Source organism: Mesorhizobium robiniae (assembly GCF_040545535.1).
In the GTDB taxonomy this organism is placed as follows: Bacteria; Pseudomonadota; Alphaproteobacteria; order Rhizobiales; family Rhizobiaceae; genus Mesorhizobium; species Mesorhizobium robiniae.
Genome location: NZ_JBEPMC010000002.1, coordinates 313714 through 333962, shown reverse-complemented (window position 1 = coordinate 333962; position 20249 = coordinate 313714). Strand labels below are relative to the sequence as shown.

18 protein-coding genes are annotated in these 20249 nt (G+C 62.9%); 6 read left to right on the top strand and 12 right to left on the bottom strand.

The genetic code is table 11. The annotated features are described in order from the left end of the window. Positions 1-149 precede the first annotated feature (149 nt). Complete coding sequence (locus ABID19_RS05935) at positions 150-1466, top strand: NAD(P)H-dependent oxidoreductase (RefSeq protein ID WP_354488794.1); 1317 nt, start codon at positions 150-152, stop codon at positions 1464-1466. A gap of 4 nt (positions 1467-1470) precedes the next feature. Here the strand turns inward: ABID19_RS05935 and proC are convergent, their stop codons facing one another. From proC to ABID19_RS05920, 3 genes are all read right to left on the bottom strand, one after another. Then, positions 1471-2286 (bottom strand): pyrroline-5-carboxylate reductase, encoded by an 816-nt coding sequence (proC, locus tag ABID19_RS05930; RefSeq protein WP_354488792.1) that lies wholly within the window; start codon positions 2284-2286, stop codon positions 1471-1473. A 173-nt stretch (positions 2287-2459) separates the two neighbouring features. Next, entirely contained in the window at positions 2460-3779 is a 1320-nt protein-coding gene (locus tag ABID19_RS05925; RefSeq protein ID WP_354488790.1) for an O-antigen ligase family protein, read from the bottom strand. After that, positions 3748-4746 carry a glycosyltransferase family 2 protein gene (locus tag ABID19_RS05920; protein ID WP_354488788.1) on the bottom strand — a complete coding sequence of 333 codons (999 nt, stop codon included), beginning with the start codon at positions 4744-4746 and terminating at the stop codon, positions 3748-3750. Before ABID19_RS05920 ends, ABID19_RS05925 begins: the two co-directional genes overlap by 32 nt. A gap of 173 nt (positions 4747-4919) precedes the next feature. On the opposite strand from ABID19_RS05920, the gene ABID19_RS05915 reads away from it, so the two are divergent. Genes ABID19_RS05915 through ABID19_RS05905 form a run of 3 tightly spaced genes read left to right on the top strand, consistent with a single transcriptional unit; the run spans position 4920 to position 7815 of the window. Then, positions 4920-6092 (top strand): glycosyltransferase, encoded by a 1173-nt coding sequence (locus tag ABID19_RS05915; protein ID WP_354488787.1) that lies wholly within the window; start codon positions 4920-4922, stop codon positions 6090-6092. Then, positions 6089-6895 (top strand): WecB/TagA/CpsF family glycosyltransferase, encoded by an 807-nt coding sequence (locus tag ABID19_RS05910; protein ID WP_354488785.1) that lies wholly within the window; start codon positions 6089-6091, stop codon positions 6893-6895. Before ABID19_RS05915 ends, ABID19_RS05910 begins: the two co-directional genes overlap by 4 nt. After that, entirely contained in the window at positions 6892-7815 is a 924-nt protein-coding gene (locus tag ABID19_RS05905) for a DUF6492 family protein (protein WP_354488783.1), read from the top strand. Before ABID19_RS05910 ends, ABID19_RS05905 begins: the two co-directional genes overlap by 4 nt. 91 nt (positions 7816-7906) lie before the next feature. On the opposite strand, the gene ABID19_RS05900 is transcribed toward ABID19_RS05905, so the two are convergent. From ABID19_RS05900 to ABID19_RS05860, 9 genes are all read right to left on the bottom strand, one after another. Next, entirely contained in the window at positions 7907-9055 is a 1149-nt protein-coding gene (locus tag ABID19_RS05900; protein ID WP_354488781.1) for an alpha-hydroxy acid oxidase, read from the bottom strand. A gap of 199 nt (positions 9056-9254) precedes the next feature. Next, positions 9255-10319: an ABC transporter ATP-binding protein gene (locus ABID19_RS05895; RefSeq protein WP_354488779.1), complete on the bottom strand. Its 1065-nt coding sequence runs from the start codon at positions 10317-10319 to the stop codon at positions 9255-9257. Continuing rightward, on the bottom strand, positions 10319-11329 hold the full coding sequence (locus ABID19_RS05890) for an ABC transporter ATP-binding protein (RefSeq protein ID WP_354488777.1): 1011 nt from the start codon (positions 11327-11329) through the stop codon (positions 10319-10321). The genes ABID19_RS05895 and ABID19_RS05890 overlap by 1 nt, the downstream gene beginning before the upstream one ends. Further along, entirely contained in the window at positions 11326-12156 is an 831-nt protein-coding gene (locus ABID19_RS05885) for an ABC transporter permease (RefSeq protein WP_435528691.1), read from the bottom strand. The genes ABID19_RS05890 and ABID19_RS05885 overlap by 4 nt, the downstream gene beginning before the upstream one ends. An 8-nt stretch (positions 12157-12164) precedes the next feature. Beyond that, entirely contained in the window at positions 12165-13193 is a 1029-nt protein-coding gene (locus ABID19_RS05880; protein ID WP_354488773.1) for an ABC transporter permease, read from the bottom strand. Between the two features lie 27 nt (positions 13194-13220). Then, positions 13221-14816 (bottom strand): ABC transporter substrate-binding protein, encoded by a 1596-nt coding sequence (locus ABID19_RS05875; RefSeq protein WP_354488771.1) that lies wholly within the window; start codon positions 14814-14816, stop codon positions 13221-13223. 90 nt (positions 14817-14906) lie between these two features. After that, positions 14907-15956 (bottom strand): transketolase family protein, encoded by a 1050-nt coding sequence (locus tag ABID19_RS05870; RefSeq protein ID WP_354488769.1) that lies wholly within the window; start codon positions 15954-15956, stop codon positions 14907-14909. Further along, positions 15956-16837 carry a transketolase gene (locus ABID19_RS05865; protein ID WP_354488767.1) on the bottom strand — a complete coding sequence of 294 codons (882 nt, stop codon included), beginning with the start codon at positions 16835-16837 and terminating at the stop codon, positions 15956-15958. Before ABID19_RS05865 ends, ABID19_RS05870 begins: the two co-directional genes overlap by 1 nt. A gap of 86 nt (positions 16838-16923) precedes the next feature. Next, the gene (locus ABID19_RS05860) at positions 16924-18150 is read right to left on the bottom strand and encodes an aminotransferase class III-fold pyridoxal phosphate-dependent enzyme (RefSeq protein WP_354488765.1); all 1227 of its coding nucleotides are present in this window, start codon (positions 18148-18150) and stop codon (positions 16924-16926) included. A gap of 158 nt (positions 18151-18308) precedes the next feature. On the opposite strand from ABID19_RS05860, the gene otnK reads away from it, so the two are divergent. Together otnK and ABID19_RS05850 are read left to right on the top strand one after the other, a co-directional pair. Then, positions 18309-19586, top strand: coding sequence for a 3-oxo-tetronate kinase (gene otnK, locus ABID19_RS05855; RefSeq protein WP_354488764.1), 1278 nt, complete (start codon positions 18309-18311; stop codon positions 19584-19586). Then, a complete protein-coding gene (locus tag ABID19_RS05850; protein ID WP_354488762.1) occupies positions 19587-20237 on the top strand; it encodes a class II aldolase/adducin family protein in 651 nt (216 codons plus the stop codon). It abuts the gene before it with no gap. Positions 20238-20249: the final 12 nt, after the last annotated feature.

Sequence of the window (20249 nt, the reverse complement as noted above, 5' to 3'; positions counted from 1 at the left end):
CTTCCCCTCATCTCCGAACTGTATCCGGCCTGAACACCAATCCGCCCGCGGCGTACCACAAGAAATTGCCGATTGCGGCCGGTTTCGTTGGCAAAAGGTTACCGTTCCCTGCTATTCCCCCTTGAAAATCAAAAGCAGTGGACTTGCGCATGACCAATGTTGCCCTGACCGGGCTTGCCCGCGATCTCGCCAAGCGCGCCGCGGAAGGGCATCCGGTGCGCATCGGCGTCATCGGCTCAGGCGAGATGGGCACCGACCTGGTGACGCAGGGCATGCTTATGCCGGGCATTTCGGTGTGCGCCGTCTCGACCCGCCGCCCGCACACGGCACGTGATGCTGTTCGCATCGCCTATGGCGACGAGGCGATGGCACGGGAGGCCGATACGCCGTCGAAGGTCACCGAGGCGATCGAGAGCGGAAAGATAGCCATCACCTCAAACGAGCTGCTGGTAACCAATCCGCTAATCGACGTGGTCATCGACGCCACCGGCAAGCCGGGCGTCGCCGCCGATTTCGACCTGATGGCGATGGAGCACGGCAAGCATCTGGTGATGATGAATGTCGAGGCCGACGTCACCATTGGCTGTTACCTGAAGCAGCAGGCCGACCGGCTCGGCGTCGTCTATTCCGTGGGCGCCGGCGACGAGCCGTCGAGCTGCATGGAGCTGATCGAATTCGCCTCGGCGCTCGGCTACACCATCGTCTCGGCCGGAAAAGGCAAGAACAACCCGCTGAACCACGACGCGGTGCCCGACGACTATCGCGCGGAAGCGCTGCGTCGCAACATGAACCCGCGCATGCTGGTCGAATTCGTCGACGGCTCCAAAACCATGGTCGAGATGTGTGCCATCGCCAACGCCACTGGGCTGATGCCTGATGTTGCCGGCATGCACGGCCCCAAGGCCGACCGCGATGAACTGGCCAAGGTGCTTATCCCGCGCGCGGATGGCGGCATCCTGTCGAAGAAGGGCGTCGTCGACTACACTATCGGCAAGGGCGTGGCGCCTGGCGTCTTCGTCATCGTCGAGGCGACGCATCCGCGCATCATCGAGCGCATGGACGATCTGCATATCGGCCACGGACCCTATTACAGCTTCTTCCGGCCGTATCATCTGACCTCGCTCGAAGTGCCGCTCACCGCCGCCCGCATTGCGCTTTATGGCAAGCCGGACATGGTGCCGCTGCCGAGACCGGTTGCCGAGGTCTGCGCCGTGGCCAAGCGCGATCTCGCCGCAGGCGAGACGTTCGATGCGATCGGCGAGACCTGCTACCGCTCCTGGACCATGACTGTCGAGGAGGCTCGCGCCAACCGCGCCGTGCCCGTCGGCCTGCTCGAAGGCGGCAAGGTCCTGAAACCGGTCAGGAAGGGCGAGCTGCTGACGTCAGGCAATGCCGCGCCCGACCCGACGACCAGGCTTTTCGCCTTGCGCCGGCTGCAGGACGAGATGCTGTACGGGACCGCCTGAGCGATTACTTCCCCAGTTCGATCGACCTTAGCCGCGCGGCCTCCACGGCTTCTGTTAGCAGATTTGTCAGCCGCTCCTCGCCCATCAGCACCGCAAGCGCGGCGGCTGTCGTGCCATTGGGGCTGGTCACTTGCTGGCGCAGCACGCCCGGATCTTCGCCGCTTTCGGCGGCGAGCGAGGCGGCGCCATAGACCGTCTGCATGGCGAGCAGCCTGGCGGTTTTGGTCGGCAATCCGGCCTTCTCGGCCGCCACAGTCAGCGCTTCGATGAAATGAAAGATATAGGCGGGGCCGGACCCGGACACCGCCGTCACCGCATCCATCAGGCCTTCGTCGTCGATATCGGTCACTTCGCCGCTCGCCGAAAGCAGGTCGGCGACGAGGCGCTTGGTGTCGTCGGACACCAGCCTGTTGGAAAACACCACCATCATGCCCTTGCCGATGGCCGCCGGGGTGTTGGGCATGCAGCGCACGATTGGTGCGCGGTTCCCTAGAATGCCCTCGAAAGTGGCGACCGGCGTCCCGGCGGCAATGCTGACGAAGGTGGTGCGGCCATCATTGAAGCGCTGGTAAGCGGTGGTCACGTCGCGGATCACTTGCGGCTTGACCGCGATGACGACGAGGGCCGGCACCACGTCCGCTGGAATGCCTCCGGCATCCGCGGCAGCACTGCAGCCCAGCGCTTCGGCGCGCTTGCGCAGATCGGCATTGGGCTCGACCACGAAAACCGCCGCCGGGGCGAGCTTGCCGGATTTCAGCCAGCCCGAGAGCATGGCGTAACCCATATTGCCGCAACCGGCGAGAACGAGCCTGATCGTCATGGAAAACCTCCACTAGAGCAATTCCAGGAAAAGTGCGTAGCGGTTTTCGTCCGGAATTGCGTAAGAAAATACTTAGAGCGGTTCGGCGATTCTATCAAAAGCTGAACCGCTCTAGAAGGTTCTCCCATAGACGCTCGCGACTAAGCGGGAAAGCCCTCTTGGGAAGGATGGGTTCAGGACGGACCCTTAACCGCCATCGGCCGCAGCGACACCTGCCGGAGGCCGAACATGCCGAACACGAAGAATAGCCAGACCGGATCGGCGCGACGAAAGAAGAAGCTTTCGAGGAAGGCATTCAGCGCTGCGAACAGCACCACCATCATGAAGAAGTCGCCGAGATAGATGTTTTCCTTGCGCAAGGGGATACGCATGTAATCGCGCAGCGGTGCGATCAGGAACGTGTAGACCGCCACGCAGAGCGCCGGGATGCCCATCAGCACCGCAACATCGAGATAGCCGTTATGGCCGTGCACGATGGTTCTGATATCCCAGGCCCGGTCGAAGGGCTGGTCCTGGTTGAGCAGCAGCGGCGTGCCCCAGAAGCTCTCGTAGCCGTAGCCGGTCCACGGCCGCTTCGCCAGCATCTCGCCGGCGAACTCCCACAGCGTCGTCCGTCCGGTGTAGGTCAGGTCGGGAAAATAGAGTGCCGCCAGATGCTTCACCGGCGGCAGGAAGACGATGCCCAGCGTGGCGATCGCCGTGGCGATTACGGCCAGTGCAAACAGGATCGGCGTGCCGAGCCGCATGCCGATCAGCCCCGGCAGCACCACGATCAGAATCGAAAACGGCACCAGCCCGGCCGTCGTCTTGGAACCGGTGTGCAGCATGAAGATCATCGCCGCGCAAAAGATCGACGCGCCCCATAGCCGCTGCCCGCGGCGACAGAGATACAGCCCGGCGAAGCTGAAGCAGGCCATGACAGGCCCGGCGATGTTCTTGTGGGTGAACACGCCGCGCCACAGGCCGGCATGTTCCGGCTCCAGCGAAGCGGTGGTGTGCAGTGCTTCGTTCGGAAAAACGATGAGCCCGATGTAGGAGAGGCCCATCACGACGACTATGGTAAAAATGATGGCTTTCGAGAAAGCCTCTGCGCCGCGCGGAAGCGCCAGGATCGTCGCCATCGTCAAAATGCCGATCAGCGTGAAGAATGCGGCGCGCATTGCCGACGACGGGTCGGTCGCCATCACCACCGACAGCATGAAGAAGCCCAGCATCAGCAGCCAGGACGGACTGAGCAGCGAGCGCACCACGCGCGGGTCGGCAAAAGCCATCAGCGAGAAGATCGAGATCGCGCCAAGCGAGCCGAAGCCGAGCTGGTTGACGATGTCGCCACCATCCCCGGTCATTTCGGCGCCGGCCGGCTGGAACGGCCGGAACGACACCAGGATAACGGTGAACAGCAGCGCCGCGATCGCGGTCGCGATGCCGTCGCGCGTGAACGCCGCGCTGAGCGGCGCGCGCTCAGTTCTTCTCAGGCTGCCGGTATTGCTCATTGGCATATCCGAATTCGGCAAGCACGCGGCCGGCGGCGACATGAATGGGGTACAAGGCCGCTGCCAACGATCCCGTCCGCGCCAGCCTGATCGCGCCGCGAAACGGCGAGGCGGCAAGCAGCGCCAGGCTCTTCAAAAAAACCTTGGTGTCGGCGAACGGCGTGCCGGCCCGTTTCTTCTTCTCGACCAGTGTCGAGATGACGCCGTTGCGCAGGCTGCGGGCGCGTATCCAGTCGGCTTCGACGCGCCGGGCCGGGACGCTTTCGTGCACTTGTGCCTCGGCGCACCAGCCAAGCACAAAGCCTTTTTGTGCGGCACGGCTCAGGAAATCGGAATCGCCGCCGCCCATGAAGTTGAATTTCAGGTCGAGGAAGGGTGACCCCATGGCGGTGAGCACGTTGCGCCCGACCAGCAAATTGCCGGAGGAATAGAGCGCGGGCACGCGCCCGGTCTCCCGGTAGGGTGGCGCAAAGACCGGGTGCTCGGACCATCTGGCATGGGCCGGGTCGGCAAAGTCAGGTATTTGCGGGCCGCCGACAATGTCGGCACCGAGCGTCTCAGCCGTCTTGCACATGCGTTCGAGCCAGTGTGAATCGGCGATCTCGTCGTCGTCGATGACCAGCAGGTGCCTGAAATCGGGGAAGTGCAGGATTGCCGTCTGCCAGCCGGCATTGTAGGCGCTGCAATTGCCGCGCTCATGCGCGACGATCACCATGCCTGATATCTCGCCGCGTTCGAACAGCGGCAGCGCCGCCTTGGCGCCGGCGCGCGCCTCGGTTTCGTTTTCGATGACGATGAGCGCGAAGCGTCTGCCGGTTTGCTGGGCCTTGAGCGATGCCAGCGTTGCCAGCAGCTGCTCCGGCCGTTTGAAGGTCGGCAGCGTGACGACCGCTTCGACGGCTTCCGTGACAAGCCCCGGAGACCGCCCAATGATCGATACCGAACCGTCCGATGGCAAAGGGATCATCCGTGTCCAACCCGGGATGGTGAGTTGGGTCTCGATAGCATCGCGACGATAACGTTTCGTTAATCACCTTTGGCGGACAAGCCCGCAAATCGGCGACCTCGGGCCGCCAAATATCGTCACTTAATCAAGGCTTCACCGCGCTTTGCTAGCCGTATCCGCTCAGGATAGGTGAGATGCATCTGCTGTTCGCCACATCGATCGTGCCCGACGGCGCTCTTGCCTCGGGCTATGAGATCGCCAATGCCGCGATCATCGCCGCGTTGCGGCGTGCCGGCGCGCGCGTCACCGTGATCGGCTTCACCTGGCCGGGCAAGCCTGCAAGCGATCCGCAAAATACCATCGTGCTCGGCGCCGTCGATGTGCGCACCGAGAGCGCATCATCGCTGCAAAAGCTCGGCTGGGTTGCCAAGGCGATGCTCTCCGGCCTCACTTTCGCATCGGTCAAGCTGCGCGTGGTTACCGACAACGAGGTCCACGCCGCCATCGAGCGCGCCGGCCCCTTCGACGGCTATGTCTTGAATTCCGTGCAGTTCGCTGGCGCCTTCGAGAGCCTCTTCGGCGACCGGCCGTCGATCTTCGTTGCCCACAATGTCGAGCACAGTTCGGCGCAGCAGAACGCCGCTGCCGCCGCCGGTCTCTTCCAGCGCCTGTTGTTTCGGCGTGAGGCCAAGCTGCTCGAGGCCGTGGAAGAACGGCTTTGCCGCCGGGCGCGCTTCGTCTTCACATTGGCCGAGGAAGATCGCTCAGCACTCGGCGTCGCCTCCAACGACCGTTCGGCGGTGCTGCCGCTGGTGACTTGCGCCGAGCCGCCCGCGCAAAAGAAAACGCGCCGTATCGATTGCGACGCGGCGCTGATCGGCACCTGGACCTGGCAGCCGAACCGCATCGGCCTCGATTGGTTCCTGGACAAGGTGGTGCCGCATCTCAGGCCGGATTTCCGCATCAGGATAGCCGGCCGAGTGCCGTCGGGCGTCACGTCGGCACATCCCGGCGTTAAATTCGTCGGCCGCGTGCCGGAGGCGCAGGCTTTCGTGCGCAGTGCGGCTGTCATCCCGCTGATCAGCACTTCCGGCAGCGGCGTGCAGCTCAAGACCATCGAAACCTTCGAACTCGGCCTGCCTTCCGTCGCCACCAGCCATTCGTTGCGCGGCATCTGCTATCGCCCGGTCAATTGCACCGTGACCGATGATCCGGTTGCCTTCGCCGACGCTCTGCAAGCCGCCGCGGCCGATATCAGGGATGTCGACGGCAGCGCTTTCCACCACCGGCAGGTGAAGGCGCTCGATGCCGCAATCCGGCTCGGCCTGAAAAAGCTCGGGCCTGTCGGGCAGGAGGTGTTGGCATGAACATGCACACCGCCCGCGCCGCGTTCGGGGTCGACAGTTTGAAGTCGATCCTCGGCATTTCCGTTCTCGCCATCCGCTGGGACGATGCGGTCGCCCTGCTGGCCCGGTTGATTGCGGAGCGACGCTTCACCAAGGTCAGCTTTCTCAACGCCCACAACGCCAATGTCGCCTATACGGACCCGGTCTTTGCCGAGGCGCTCGACGATTTTCTCATCCTGCCGGACGGCGTCGGCGTCGATCTGGCGGCGAAACTGCTCTACGGAACGTGGTTTCCGGATAATCTCAATGGCACCGACTTCATTCCTGCCTTCCTGCAGGCGTCCGCCAGGCCACTGACTGTGGGGCTGCTCGGCGCGACGCAGGCCAACGCCGAGGCGGCGTCGAAGAAGCTGGCGGCGCTCGCCTTGCAGCACAGGTTCGTCGTCATCCACGACGGGTATTTCTCCCCCGCAGAGGAACCGGCAATCGTCGATCGCATCGCCAGATTGCGGCCGGACGTGCTGCTTGTCGCCATGGGCGTGCCGCGCCAGGAATTGTGGATCGCGCGCCACATCGATGCGCGCCACTGCACGCTGCCGATCGCAGTCGGCGCGCTGCTCGATTTCCTGAGCGGCGCGGTGCCGCGGGCGCCGCTGTGGATGCGCCGGCTCAGGCTCGAATGGCTGTTTCGGCTGTGGATCGAACCGAGCCGCCTCTGGCGCCGCTATGTGGTCGGTAATCCTGTGTTTCTGTGGCGCGTCGTCGGCCAGAAATTCTTGGGCAGGCCCGCCCCTGCCAGATCAGGCCGCGGAGCGGGCCATTGAACAGCCGGTTCGTACCGAGTTCTGCCGCCGGACCCGATGTCCTTAGCCAGACGCCTACGGCGGCCGTGGTTACGGCAAGCTATGCGCCGGATTTGGAGCGTTGCCGCCTGCTGTGCGAAACCCTCGACCGCTACATGTCCGGCGTGGCGCACCACTATATCCTTGTCGAGCATCGCGACGTGGCGTTGTTTCGCCAGTTGGAGAACAGCCGCCGCACCATCGTCGACGAGCGGGACCTGTTGCCGCACTGGCTGCATGCCTTCGACGATCCGCTCAGCCTGTTCCGCCGGCGCATCTGGCTCAGCCTGAAGACCATGCCGCTGCGCGGCTGGCATGTGCAGCAGCTTCGCCGCATCGCGATATCGGCGCACGCCGGGGAAGACGTGCTGATCTTCTGCGATTCCGATGTGGCGTTCCTAAAACCTTTCGACTGCAGCGCTTTCTGGCGCGACGGCAGGGTGCGTCTGTTCCGCCGCGACGGCATGCTGTCCGGCGAAGGCCATGAAGAGCATCGCATCTGGTCGCGCAATGCGGGCTCGGCGCTCGGCATCGAGCCGTCATTGGTCTCCACCCACGACTATATTTCGACGCTGATTGCATGGCGCCGCGAAACCGTGACGGCCATGTGCGCGCGGATCGAGAAGATCCATGGCCGCAACTGGGTCGAAATCGTCGGCGCTGTGCGCAAATTTTCCGAATGCATGATCTACGGCCGCTATGTCGACGACGTGCTCGACGGTGCTGGCCATTTCCACGGCTCGGAGGAGTTCTGCCGCGTCCACTGGACGGGAGAAGCGCTGTCGGATGATGAGTTCCGCCGCTTCGTCGCCGCCATGGCGCCGGAACAGGTGGCCATCGGCATGCAGTCCTTCATCGGCACGGATATCAGCCGCATCCGCCGCCTGATCGGGGTTGATTAGTTCCGGGTCAGACCCGATCACCCTGAACGATGGGTTCGATCGACTTTCCCTCTTCCCGGCAGGGGATGATGAAAGGCGGGGAAATAGCCTGCTACTGACGGAAGCGCAGGTTCCGTCGCGTGAGCTCGTTGACCGAGGTGCAGCCCATCAGCTTCATGCCGCGCTCGATTTCGATGTGCATCAATTCCAGTGCGCGTTCGACGCCGGCCTGCCCGGCCGCCGCCAGCGGGAAAAGATAGTAGCGGCCCAATCCGACAGCCTTTGCGCCCAGCGAGAGGGCCTTGAGCACATGCGTGCCGCGCTGGACGCCACCATCCATCATCACATCGATTCTGTCTCCCACCGCATCGACAATCTCGGCAAGCTGGTCGAACGCGGTACGCGAGCCGTCGAGTTGGCGGCCGCCGTGATTGGAGAGGACAATTCCGGTGCAGCCAATCTCGGCCGCACGCCTGGCATCTTCGACCGACATGATGCCTTTCAGGCAGAACTGTCCGCCCCAGTGCTGCACCATCTCGGCAACGTCGTCCCACGACATGGCGGGGTCCAACATCTCGGTGAAGTAGCGGCTGATCGACATCGCGCCGCCGCCCATGTCGACATGGCCGTCGAGCTGCGGCAGCTTGAAGCGCTCATGCGTGTAGTAGTTGATCGCCCATGACGGTTTGACCGCGAACTGGGTGATGCCAGCGAGATTGAGCTTGAAGGGGATAGCGAATCCCGTTCGCTTGTCACGCTCGCGGTTGCCGCCGGTGATGCTGTCCACGGTCAGCATCATCACCTCTACCCCGGCCTGCTTGGCCCGAGCCATCATCTCGCGGTTCAATCCGCGATCTTTGTGGAAGTAGAACTGGTAGACCTGCGGCCCATTGCTGATCTGGCGCGCCTCTTCAAGGCTGACGGTGCCGAGCGAGGAGACGCCGAACATCGTGCCATATTTCGCTGCCGCGGCCGCCACCGCACGTTCACCCTGATGGTGGAACAGGCGCTGGAGCGCCGTCGGCGAGCAGTAGACCGGCATCGCCAGCTTCTGACCCATGACGGTCACCGACATGTCCACATTGGTCACGCCGCGCAGGACGTTAGGCACCAGGTCGCAGTCGTCGAAGGCTGCCCTGTTGCGCCGATAGGTGACCTCGTCATCTGCCGCACCGTCAATGTAGTTGAAGATCGGTCTGGGAAGGCGCTGTTTGGCCATGCTGCGGAAGTCATGGAAGTTATGGCAGTTTCTCAGACGCATCTCATCACTCTGTTGGCCCATAACTCTATTGGCCCGGGCACAACTCCGTTGGCCTGAGTTCACCTGCCCGAAAGCACACTGCCGCGCAATGCCTAAGCTTCAAGACAGGATGGCATGCGATTGACTTCAAGCATCGCGGCCAGATGCCACCGATCGCGCATCGTCAGAGTCCCGCCAAATGGTGGGTGGCGTCAGTTGCCTAAAATCTGCCGGCCGGCTGCTGCAACGCGTTTCCCTTGATGTTCCCAAACGGGTTATGGCAGGCAAAACGGCGATGACCCTCGGCTTCGGCCAGTGGCGGCTCGATCTCGCTGCAAAGCGGCAGAGGCTGGAAACAGCGCGTGTGAAAGCGGCATCCGGCCGGCGGGCTGGCGGGGCTGGGCACATCCCCGGTGAGCAGGATGCGCCGGCGCGCCCTTTCCTGGTCCGGGTCGTGCAGCGGAACGGCCGAAAGCAGCGCCTTTGTGTAGGGGTGGCGCGGCGTTTCGTAGAGTTCCTCGCGCTCGGCAAGCTCCACGATCTTGCCAAGATACATTACCGCCACCCGGTCGCAGAGATGACGGACCACCGAGAGATCGTGCGAGATGAACAGGTAAGATATTCGCGTCATCTCCTGGATCTCCTTCAGCAGATTCAGGATTCCCGCCTGGATCGACACGTCGAGCGCCGAGACCGGCTCGTCCAGGATTACGAGATCCGGCTTTGCGGCGAGCGCGCGTGCTATGCCGATGCGCTGGCGTTGCCCGCCTGAGAACTCGTGCGGATAACGCGTGGCGTGCTCCGGCCCCAGTTTCACCAGGTCGAGCAGTTCCGCCACTCGCTCTCGCGTCTCCGCTTTTGACAGTTTCAGCATTCGCAGCGGTTCGGCGATAATATCGCCGGCCATCATGCCGGGATGCAGCGAGGCGTGCGGATTCTGGAACACGAACTGGATGTTTCTGCGCAGCGGACGCATTTCGGCGTCCGAAAGTCCTGCTATATCCCTGCCTCGAAAGACGATGCTGCCGCGCGTCGGTTTGATCAGTCGTGCCAGACACCGCGCAAGCGTCGACTTGCCGCAACCGGACTCGCCAACCAAACCGAGCGTTTCACCCTCTCTGAGATCGAACGAAATGTCGGATACCGCCTGGATGCGGGTTGGGGCGCCGAAGAAAGGCAAGTTGCCGCCGGTGGAGAATTCCTTCACCAAGCCCCGCACCGATAGCAGCGCGGGTTGGGCAGGCGCCACATCTCGGGGCAAGGATATGGCAGGAGCCGTCGCCATCACACGGTCTCTCCCGTTGTCCGAACCGGCGAAGAGACCTCGTCCGCGCGGTGACAGGCGACATCGACGTGACCGATCCGGCGCAGCAAGGGGTCCTGGTATTTGCACATGTCGACCGTCCGCCGGCAGCGTGGATGAAAGGCGCAGCCTTTGGGCAGGAAAGCGAGCGAGGGCGGCGCGCCGGGAATGGCGCTCAGCCGCGCCACGCGCTGTTCGATCCGCGGCAGGCTGTCCAGCAACGCGCGCGTATAAGGATGGCGCGGCGCCCTGAAGACGTCAGCAACTTCGCCGCACTCGACGATGCGTCCCGCATACATCACTGCGATCTTGTTAGCGACGCTGGCAACGACGCCGAGATCGTGGGTGACCAGAACCAGCCCCATTCGCCTTTCCGAGCACAGTCGCTGCAGCAATTCCATGATCTGCGCCTGGATCGTCACATCAAGCGCCGTCGTCGGCTCGTCGGCGATCAGCATTTGCGGATCGTTGGCCATTGCCATGGCGATCACCGCACGCTGGCGCATTCCGCCGGAAAACTCATGCGGATACTGTCCGGCCCGTTGTCTGGGGGAGGGGATCGAAACAAGATCGAGAAGCTCCACGGCCCGCTGCAAGCCTGCGCGCGCGCTGACGGAACGGTCGTGGATCCGCACCGCCTCGGCGATCTGTGCGCCGACGGTGAGCAGGGGATTGAGCGTTGTCATCGGGTCCTGAAATATCATCCCGATTCGTGCACCTCGATAGCGGCGCAGGAAACTTTCCGCTTGCCCGATCAGTTCTGCGCCGCGAAACTTTACCGAGCCAGTGACGCGCGCACGCGGCGGCAGCAGACCAATGACGGCCATCATGGTCGCGCTCTTGCCAGAACCCGACTCGCCGACCAGTCCCATGATTTCGCCGTCCTCGATCGTGAAGTCGACGTCGCGAACGGCAGGCAGCAAGGTTCGCGAGCGGCTTTCGAACGAGACGCTCAAACGCTCGACGGCGAGCAGGGGGGAGGCATTGCTCATCGCGACCTCGGATCGAGATAGTCGCGCAAACCGTCGCCGAGAAAATTGAAGCCGAGCACGATGCTGAGGATGGCGATGCCGGGACCGGCTGCGATCCACCAGCGGTAGAAATGCAATGCGCCCTCGGAGATCATCTGCCCCCATTCCGGAGTCGGTGGCACAGCCCCGAGGCCAATGAAGGAGAGGCTCGCCGCGAGCAGCACGATCTGGCCGAAATCCATGGTCGCGTTGACGATGACCGGGCTCCAGCACAGCGGCAGAATATGCTTGAACAAGATGCGCGGCGGACTGGCGCCCGAGGCGATCGCCGCTTCGACATGCTCGCGCTCCCGCACCGAGAGCACCTGCGCGCGCATCAGCCTCGCGTAGATCGGCCACCAGACGACGACCATGGCAATGGCGGCGTTGCCGAGGCCGGGTCCGAGCGAGGCGGTGACGGCCATGGCGAGCAGGATCGGCGGAAAGGAGAGCGTCACGTCGACGAAACGCATGATGGCCTCGTCGAGCAGCCCGCCGACGAAGCCGGCTATCGCGCCGAGCGCTGTGCCGATCAGCACCGAGCAGACGATGACCACCAAGGCGATAGGCAGCGATTGGCGCACGCCGTAGAGCGTTCGCGAAAACACGTCACGGCCGAGCGCGTCGGTGCCGAGCCAATTGGCGGCGTCGGGCGGCGTGAAGCGCTTGCCGGCGAGCATGGTCGGGTCGTAAGGCGCCCACCACTGTACCGTGAGCAGGATGATGAACCAGGCGATGATGATGACGCCGCCTATTATGACAGGCGCTGTTGCCCAGCGTGGCAGACGCACGGATCGAAGCGTATGCACCTGAATACTCATGCAGCCCCGCGCGACCCGAGTTTGACCCTGGGATCGACGGCCAGGTAAGCGAGGTCGGTGACGAGGTTGGTCAACAGGAATGCCGCTCCGCCAACGATGGTAACGCCGATGATGGCCGGATGGTCCAGCCCTTGGGCCGCCTGTACGGCATAGGAGCCGATGCCGGGCCAGGAGAAGATCGTTTCGGTCAGGATCGCTCCGGTAATAAGATATGCGAAGGAGAAGCCGAGGATCGTGAGCGTCGGCAGGATTGCGTTGCGCAGCGCGTGGTTCAACAGCACGCGCATGCGTCCGGCGCCTTTCGCACGGGCGGCGAGGATGAATTCCTGTCCGAGCACATCGAGCATCGATCCGCGCACCATGCGGGACACGATGCCGGTCACAGTCCAGCCCAGCGCCAGTGCTGGCAGGATGAGGTGCGTCAGCGCATCGCCGAATTTGGCGAAGTCGCCGGCAATCAGCGCGTCGATCGTGAACATGCCCGTGACAAAGGGCGGCGCCTCGGAGCGAGGATCAATCCGTCCCGGACCCGGCAACCAACCGAATTTGACGGAGAAGATGTAGAGCAGGATGAGGCCCGACCAGAATACCGGGATTGACGCACCCAGCAGCGCGAAAAGACGTGCGAAATGGTCGGCCAGGCGGTCGCGAAAATTGGCGGCCAACACGCCGAGTGTGATGCCGCTGATGCTGCCCACCAGCATCGCCGCGATAACCAGTTCCAGCGTCGCCGGCAGGCGCTTGAGCAGGTCTTCGGAAACCGGCCGTTTGGTGCGGAACGACGTGCCGAAATCGCCGGAAAGCAGGTTCTTCAAATAGATCAGATACTGTTCGGGCAGCGAGCGGTCGAGGCCCCAGCGTGCCTTTGCGGCTGCGACCACTGCCTCGTTGTGCATCTGCCGCTCGCCGATGAGCGAGGTCAGTGGGTCGGCATTGGTGAAGTGCGACAGTAGAAACGCCAGCGTGACGACGCCAAGCAGCAGGAGCGGCATCGCGATCAGACGTCTTGCTATGTAGCCGACCATCGCGATGCCTCTGAGTGCGAACCCTGCCTATTTACGGCTGAGCTCTGACAGCGGAAGGTTGCAGCAGGCGGAATAACGAACACCCTCGATGTTGCTGCGGTAGGCTAGCACCAGGTTCGGGCTGACGACAGGGACAATGATCTTGTCTTCGATCATTTGAAGCGCGATCTCATGATAGATGCCGTCGCGTTCGGCGTCCGACGCCGCCATAGCCTTTTTCATCAGGTCGGTTTCCTTTTGATTGAGCAAATCGACTTTGCCCTTTTGGCCGGCGCGGGTCAGCCAGAACGAATCCGGGATCATGCCGAAGAACTGGACGTACTGGGCCGAGCCGAAATAGTCAGGCGCGTAGAAGCGGGCCGAGAATGGCACGCCGGGGCTGGCGACCTGTTCGCGCCAGACGGCGGAAGCCACCGGTTGAATGTTGAGTTTCACATTGACCCGTGCCAGGTCCTGCTGGACCTTCTGCATCAAGAGCACGAGGTCGACACCGTAGACGTTGAGCTGCGCGACGGTGACGTCGAGCTCGAACCCGTCCGCCAGTCCGGCGGCGGCCAGCATGGACTTCGCCTTCTCCAGATCCTGCTTGGGCATCGGAAGATCGGCGGTGCCCGGGAAGCCGTTGGGTATCGGCGAAGCCTGCGGCTTGCCTTCGCCGCCGACCGTGAACTGGATGATGCCGTCATAATCGATCGCGTAGGCGAGCGCCTGGCGGACTTCCTTCGTCAGGGGAACCTTGTTGCCTTCGGCACCGGGACTGAACATGACGTAGATGAAGTTGTAGGACGGCACCGTTTTGATCGCCACATCCGGCGAAGAGATCGTTTTTGACGTGTCCGGATCGACCTGCATGGCGATGTCAGCCGCACCGCTTTGCAGCATCTGCGCCTGCGATACCGCGTCGGCGGTTTCGTCAATGACAATCTCGCCGATTGCCGGCGCCTTGCCCCAGAATTTGTCGTTGCGGACGAAGCGCAACTCGTCATCGGGTGCATAAGACTTCAGTACATAAGGGCCGCTGCCGGCTGAATTCGCCAGGAACCAGCCTTCCGCGGTGTCGGTCGTCGATGCGTCCGCATCAGCCTTGGCGCCCGCCGCAGCCGCGACGTCGCTGTTGATGATCACGGTATAGGGCGCGGTCAGCACGCCGATGAATTCGGAGTTGGAGCTTTCCATTGTGACGACCACGGTCTTCGGGTCGGGCGTGTCGATGGACTTGACCAGCGACATCATGAAGGAGGCGTCGGCCTTGATATTCTTCAGCCGTTCGTAGCTCCACTTGACGTCCTTCGATTCGACCGGGCTGCCATCGGAAAAGACCGCGTTGGGAGCAAGCTTGAAGGTGAACACGGTCTGGTCGGCGTTGACCTCCCAGCTTGTCGCCAGGAGCGGCTCGATCGACTTGTTGTCGGCGGCGAGCGAGACGAGGCCCTGATAGGCCGAGCTCAAATAGATCTGGCAGGTGTCGCAGAAGGCACGGCTCGGATCGAGTGAGTTGATCTCCAGGTGGCGTGCAATGATCAAGGGTTGGTCTTGAGCCAAGAGCGGGCCGGCGTGAAACGCGGTCGCGGCGGCAAGCACCAGCGCGGCCCCTCGGAATAATTTTGGAAAATTCAGTGCCATCGGATTCTCCCATTCGCAAATCGATGATCGTTCGGCTTGCGCTGATCGCAAGCCGGCAGGCGCCGTCTGACGGGTCTCATCCCGCTCTTTTCAAACCGTTCCCGTTCCCGCGAGAAATTCCCGCGCCACAGCCGTGACCCCGGCAGCGTCAAGCCTGTAATGTGCGTAAAGCGCCGCCGGCGGGCCGATCAGCGAGAATTCGTCGACGACCCCATGGCGCTGGAAGCGCACAGCCGGTCCGCCGGCGATCACTTCCGCAACGGCGCTTCCCAGCCCGCCAATGACATTGTGCTCTTCAACCGTCAGGATAGCGCCCGTATCGGCCGCGGCCTTGCGCACGGCCGATACGTCGAGCGGCTTGATCGTGTGCATGTCGAGAACGCGGACGCTCTTCCCTTCGGCCGCCAGCGTGTCGGCTGCGGCGAGGCTGGCATGGATCTGCGAGCCGGTCGCGATGATCGTGAGGTCGGTTCCGTCGCGCAGCATCTTTGCCTCGCCGAAACGGAAATCGATCGGCACTTCGGAGTAGACCTCCGCATCGCGTCCTCGGCCGAGCCGGATATACATAGCGCCCGGGTGATCCACGGACGCGCGCAGGATGGCCCGCAACTGGTTGGCATCCGCCGCGCAGACGATTGTGAGTTCGGCGATGCTGCGCATCATGCCGAGGTCTTCAAGCGAATGGTGGCTGGTGCCGTAAAAACCCATCGAGATGCCGGAATGGTGGCCGATGATGCGCACGGGCATGCGCGGATAGGCGCAGTCGGTCCGGATAGGTTCGGCGCAGAGGATGGCGCAGAACGAGGCGAAGGTCGCTACGTAAGGGATCATGCCGCACGAGGCCATGCCGGCGGCGGCGGTGATCATGTTGCGCTCGGCAATGCCGAAGTCGATGAAGCGATCCGGGTGACGCGCATGGAAATCGCGTGTGCGGCTGGAATTGGCGAGATCGGCGGTCGCTACCACGATACGTTCGTCGTGGTCGGCCAGCTCTGCGAGCTCTTCGCCGAGGATGAACGCCGGCATGAGCTTGTTCGGCGTGCCGCGTACCGACTTCTCATCTTTCAATGCTATTTCGGTGTCGCTGCCGCGAAACAGCGTGCTCTGGTCCTGGCCGGCATTGGACGTCACAGTGCTCATCACGCGTCCTCCCTCTGATAGGGTGTCAGCCCGGAAGCGATCTCGTTGTAGGCGTCGTCGTAGTCAGCGCCGACCAGATTGCCGACATGCCAGTTCAACGACAGTTCCATATGCTTGACGCCACGGCCCTTGATCGTGTCGGCGACGATCATCTGCGGTTTGCCATGACCGGCCGGCGCCAGCCCGTCGAGCGCCGCGAGAATAGCTTTGAAGTCATGCCCGTCGATGCGGCGGACATCCCAGCCGAAGGACTCAAACCGCCCATGGATCGGCTCAACCGACATGACCGCTTCCGTCGGGCCGTCGATGCACAGCTGGTTGCGGTCGACGATGGCGACCAGACCGCTCAGCTTGTAATGGCCGGCCGCCATTGCGGCTTCCCAGATCTGGCCTTCATTGAGCTCGCCGTCGCCGAGCATGACATAGGTTCGGTAGTCGCGTTTCTGCAGCCGTCCTGCGAGCGCCATTCCAAGGCCGATCGACAGGCCGTGCCCAAGAGAACCGGAGGAAAAATCAATGCCGGCTATCTTCTTCATATCCGGATGGTCGCCGAAGGCGCTGCCCAGTTTGGTGAAATTGTCGAGCAGCTTCGGATCGAAGAAACCAAGATCGGCCAGAACCGGATAGAGCCCGATCGCGGCATGGCCCTTGCTGAGTACGAAGCGATCGCGATCCGGCCATTTCGGCTTGCCTGGATCGTAACGGAGGTGCGCGTAATAGAGCGCTGCGAACAGTTCGGCGGCCGAAAACGTGCTCGAATAGTGACCCGCGCCAGCGATACGCGTCAGGCGCAGTGTCTCCAGCCGGATGAATTTCGCACGGTCCGCGAGAAATTCCTCCGAAACGTTGCGGCCACGGTCGGACCGGCGGTCAGTATCCAAACCTCAGCCTCCAAACTGATACATGATATATCAAACCACACGCGTCTGGCAGCGTCAATGCCGTGCAGCGCCATACATTGGCTTGCCTAGAGACGCGCGACGGCGGCAAGCGATTCATCCGCCGCTTGCAGCGCGGCGTCTATGTCGGCCTTGGTGTGCGCGGCCGATAGGAACATCGTGTGCGCCGGATGCATGTAGACCCCCCGCTCGAGCAGATTCAGGCAGAACGTGTTGCCGAGACGCCGGTCGGCGTCGTCTTCGAACAGGACAACCGGCATCTGCACGGGGCCACTCTGCCGCAACTTGAGGCCGTGGCGCTCTGCCTGCGCGTCCAGTCCGTCGCGCAGCCGCTGCCCCATCGCTTTCATGGTGCCGATGGCGTCGGTCCTTACCAGTTTGTTGATCGTGGCTATGGCGGCCGCCATCGACACGGATGCGGTCCAGAACGAACCGGTCGTGAAGATTTTCGTGGCGGCCTCGCGGAACCGGTCATTGCCCGTCACCGCTGCAAGCGCGTGCCCGTTTGCGATCGCCTTGCTCCAGGCGGCGAGGTCGGGCCTGACGCCGACCAATTCCCAGCTTCCGCCCATGTCGAGCCTGAAGCCGGCTCGCACGTCATCGACGATCAACGCCGCGCCGGCTTCGTCGGCGCGTGCCCGTGCCCGCTCGGCGAATTCGGCGGTTGGCAGAATATGCTCCTTGCCGAGGTCATGCTTGAAGGCGGAAACCATGATGGCGGCGAGATCGCCCTTGGCCTGCTCGACGGCCGTATCGAGGCTCGCCGGATCGTTATAGTCGAAATAGATGAGGTGGGCGCGATCCTCTTCGGTCACGCCGGCGACGGAGGGCGTGCACCACGGGATAGCTCCATGGTAGGCGCCACGTGCCAGCAGAACCTTGCGTCGTCCGGTGCCGGCACGCGCGATGGTGACGCAAGCGGTGGTGGCGTCGGTGCCGTTCTTGGAGAACATCGCCCAGTCGGCGTGCGGCACGGTTTGGACGACGAGTTCGGCCAGTTCGACCAACCGTTCGCTAGGCCCGTTCATGGCGTCGCCGCGATTTCGCTGGGCGGTTGCCGCCGCCTCAACGTCCGTGTCGTTATACCCGAGGATCATCGGTCCCCAGCCGCAGATGAAGTCGATATATTCGCGCCCTTTGGAGTCCCAGGTGCGGCAGCCTTCGGCGCGCGAAAAATACTGGGGATAGCCCTCAGGCAGCCGCGCGGCATTCTGATGGCCCCACATGCCCCCCGGGATGACGGCGGCGGCCCGAGCACGCAAGGCACGATCCACATCTGTGACCCGCTGGTCCATCAGCGTCTTCTCCGGTTTTGTCGTCCGGGCAAAGGAATTGCGCCGGCACGGCTGTAAGGCAATTGCCTGATTTGATATATCATGTATCAATGCGTTGCAAGTTGACGGCAAGCGTAGCGCGGGTCGACGCGGTTCGCTTCGTGAGAGTGTGGAGAGTGATGCAACCGATTTTTGGCGTGATCGCTGACGATCTTACCGGCGGCATGGAGACAGCTTCCATGCTGGTCGCGCTCGGCGTCGGTGTCGGCTTTGTCACCCGGCCCGAAATGGTGGCTCAAATCCCGCTCCAGCCCGCCATGGTGGTTGCGCAGAAGACGCGCGTTATTCCGGCTCCCGATGCGGTCGGAAAATCCGATGCCGCGGCACGCGCGCTGCTCGCCGTCGGCGTTCGCCAGCTTTTTTTCAAATATTGCGCCACCTTCGATTCGACTGACCAGGGCAATATCGGCCCGGTCGCCGACCGGCTCCTTGAACTGGCCGGCGAAACCAGGACCGCCTTTTGCCCTTCGGCGCCGGAAGTCGGCCGCTCGGTATTCAACGGACACCTGTTCGTCGGGTCCCAACTCGTCTCTGAATCGCCCAAACGCCTCGACCCGCTGACCCCGATGACCGATCCGGATCTGGTCCGCGTTCTGCAGCGCCAGACGAAGTCGCGCGTCGGTCTGCTGCCGCATCGCTTTATCAGGGGCGATTTCCAAGCGCTTCGCGAGTACGCCGACGATCTGGTCGAGCGGGGTATTCGCCATATGATCGCCGACGCCATCTACGAGGAAGACCTCGACGCAATTGCAGCACTTACACTCGACTGGAAGGTGATGACCGGCAACTCGCCGATCACCCAGCACTATCCCTCACTTTGGCGGAAGCGCGGCTGGCTCGACGAGGCACGACAAAAACCGGATCTTCCCGCCGTCGATGGAGCAGGGGTTGTCCTATCCGGCAGTTGCGCCGAGCGCACCCTCGAACAGCTCGCCGCCTTTGAGCAGTCCAGACCGGTGTATCGCATCGACATCACAAAAATCGAAAGCGCCGAAGGTGCGATAGGCGCTGCGCTGTCTTGGGCGGGCAAACATCTCGAAAGCGGTCCAGTGGCCTTGGCCACCTCCGCGTCAAATGAAGACGTCCGTATCGCTCAGGAAAAATATGGCCGCGACGGTGCAGCACATCTGGCGGAAGCCATACTCGGCGGCTTGGCGATCCGCTTGCGCGAAGCAGGCGTTCGCCGCTTCGTCGTCGCCGGCGGCGAGACATCCGGGACGATCGTCGAGCGGCTCGGCATCGACCGCTTGCGCATCGGATCGTATCAGGGTCCAGGGATCGCCCGCGCCACGACAGAGGAGGAAAGGCCAATCGCGCTTTGCCTCAAATCCGGCAAGCTCGGCCCCGTCGAGATGTTCCTCCCAACGCTGGAGTCGATGAAGAATGCGGGAAATTAGATGAGCGACCAGAATGAATTGAAGCAATCGATCTTGTCGGTCGTCCGTCGATTGGAGGACAAGGGCTTCAATCATGTCAGCACGGGAAACGTCAGTTGCCGCGCCGGCAATGGGATTCTGATCACGCCGACCGGCGGTAATAGCGGCAACATGAGTGCCGATCGCCTGGTCCAGATCGACTATGACGGAAGCGTCGCGGGCGAAGGGGTACCTTCCAGCGAATGGCACATGCACGTCTCGATCCTTCGCGCCTTTCCTGCCGCCAACGCCGTCATCCACACGCATGCCGATGCCTGCGTGGCACTCTCATGCCTGCGCAAACCGATCCCGGCATTCCACTACATGGTCGCGGGTTTCGGCGGGGAGGACATTAGATGCGCGCGCTATGCGACATTCGGAACCGCCGATCTCGCTGCCTCGGCGGTCGAGGCGCTGCAGAACCGGACCGCCTGCCTCCTTGCCAATCACGGCATGATCGCGATGGGCAAGACGCTCGACGCAGCCTTCAACGCGACCGTCAAGCTGGAAACGCTGGCGAGGCAATATCTTCTGGCACTGCAGGCGGGCGAGCCCGTGCTGCTGCCGGCTGAGGAGATGGCAAGGGTAGGCGCGCGCTACGGCAATTATGGGATTGGGTTGCTGCCGGGCTGATGGCCGGCTCGG

What these genes read in the sequence shown, in the direction of transcription:
- ABID19_RS05935 (WP_354488794.1), top strand. Translation starts at nt 150, where the DNA reads ATGACCAATGTTGCCCTGACCGGGCTTGCCCGCGATCTCGCCAAGCGC.
- ABID19_RS05850 (WP_354488762.1), top strand. Translation starts at nt 19,587, where the DNA reads ATGAGCGACCAGAATGAATTGAAGCAATCGATCTTGTCGGTCGTCCGT.
- ABID19_RS05920 (WP_354488788.1), bottom strand. Translation starts at nt 4,746, where the DNA reads ATGATCCCTTTGCCATCGGACGGTTCGGTATCGATCATTGGGCGGTCT.
- ABID19_RS05900 (WP_354488781.1), bottom strand. Translation starts at nt 9,055, where the DNA reads ATGCGTCTGAGAAACTGCCATAACTTCCATGACTTCCGCAGCATGGCC.
- ABID19_RS05910 (WP_354488785.1), top strand. Translation starts at nt 6,089, where the DNA reads ATGAACATGCACACCGCCCGCGCCGCGTTCGGGGTCGACAGTTTGAAG.
- ABID19_RS05880 (WP_354488773.1), bottom strand. Translation starts at nt 13,193, where the DNA reads ATGGTCGGCTACATAGCAAGACGTCTGATCGCGATGCCGCTCCTGCTG.
- ABID19_RS05890 (WP_354488777.1), bottom strand. Translation starts at nt 11,329, where the DNA reads ATGAGCAATGCCTCCCCCCTGCTCGCCGTCGAGCGTTTGAGCGTCTCG.
- ABID19_RS05860 (WP_354488765.1), bottom strand. Translation starts at nt 18,150, where the DNA reads ATGGACCAGCGGGTCACAGATGTGGATCGTGCCTTGCGTGCTCGGGCC.
- ABID19_RS05925 (WP_354488790.1), bottom strand. Translation starts at nt 3,779, where the DNA reads ATGAGCAATACCGGCAGCCTGAGAAGAACTGAGCGCGCGCCGCTCAGC.
- proC (WP_354488792.1), bottom strand. Translation starts at nt 2,286, where the DNA reads ATGACGATCAGGCTCGTTCTCGCCGGTTGCGGCAATATGGGTTACGCC.
- ABID19_RS05915 (WP_354488787.1), top strand. Translation starts at nt 4,920, where the DNA reads ATGCATCTGCTGTTCGCCACATCGATCGTGCCCGACGGCGCTCTTGCC.
- ABID19_RS05895 (WP_354488779.1), bottom strand. Translation starts at nt 10,319, where the DNA reads ATGGCGACGGCTCCTGCCATATCCTTGCCCCGAGATGTGGCGCCTGCC.
- ABID19_RS05875 (WP_354488771.1), bottom strand. Translation starts at nt 14,816, where the DNA reads ATGGCACTGAATTTTCCAAAATTATTCCGAGGGGCCGCGCTGGTGCTT.
- otnK (WP_354488764.1), top strand. Translation starts at nt 18,309, where the DNA reads ATGCAACCGATTTTTGGCGTGATCGCTGACGATCTTACCGGCGGCATG.
- ABID19_RS05870 (WP_354488769.1), bottom strand. Translation starts at nt 15,956, where the DNA reads ATGAGCACTGTGACGTCCAATGCCGGCCAGGACCAGAGCACGCTGTTT.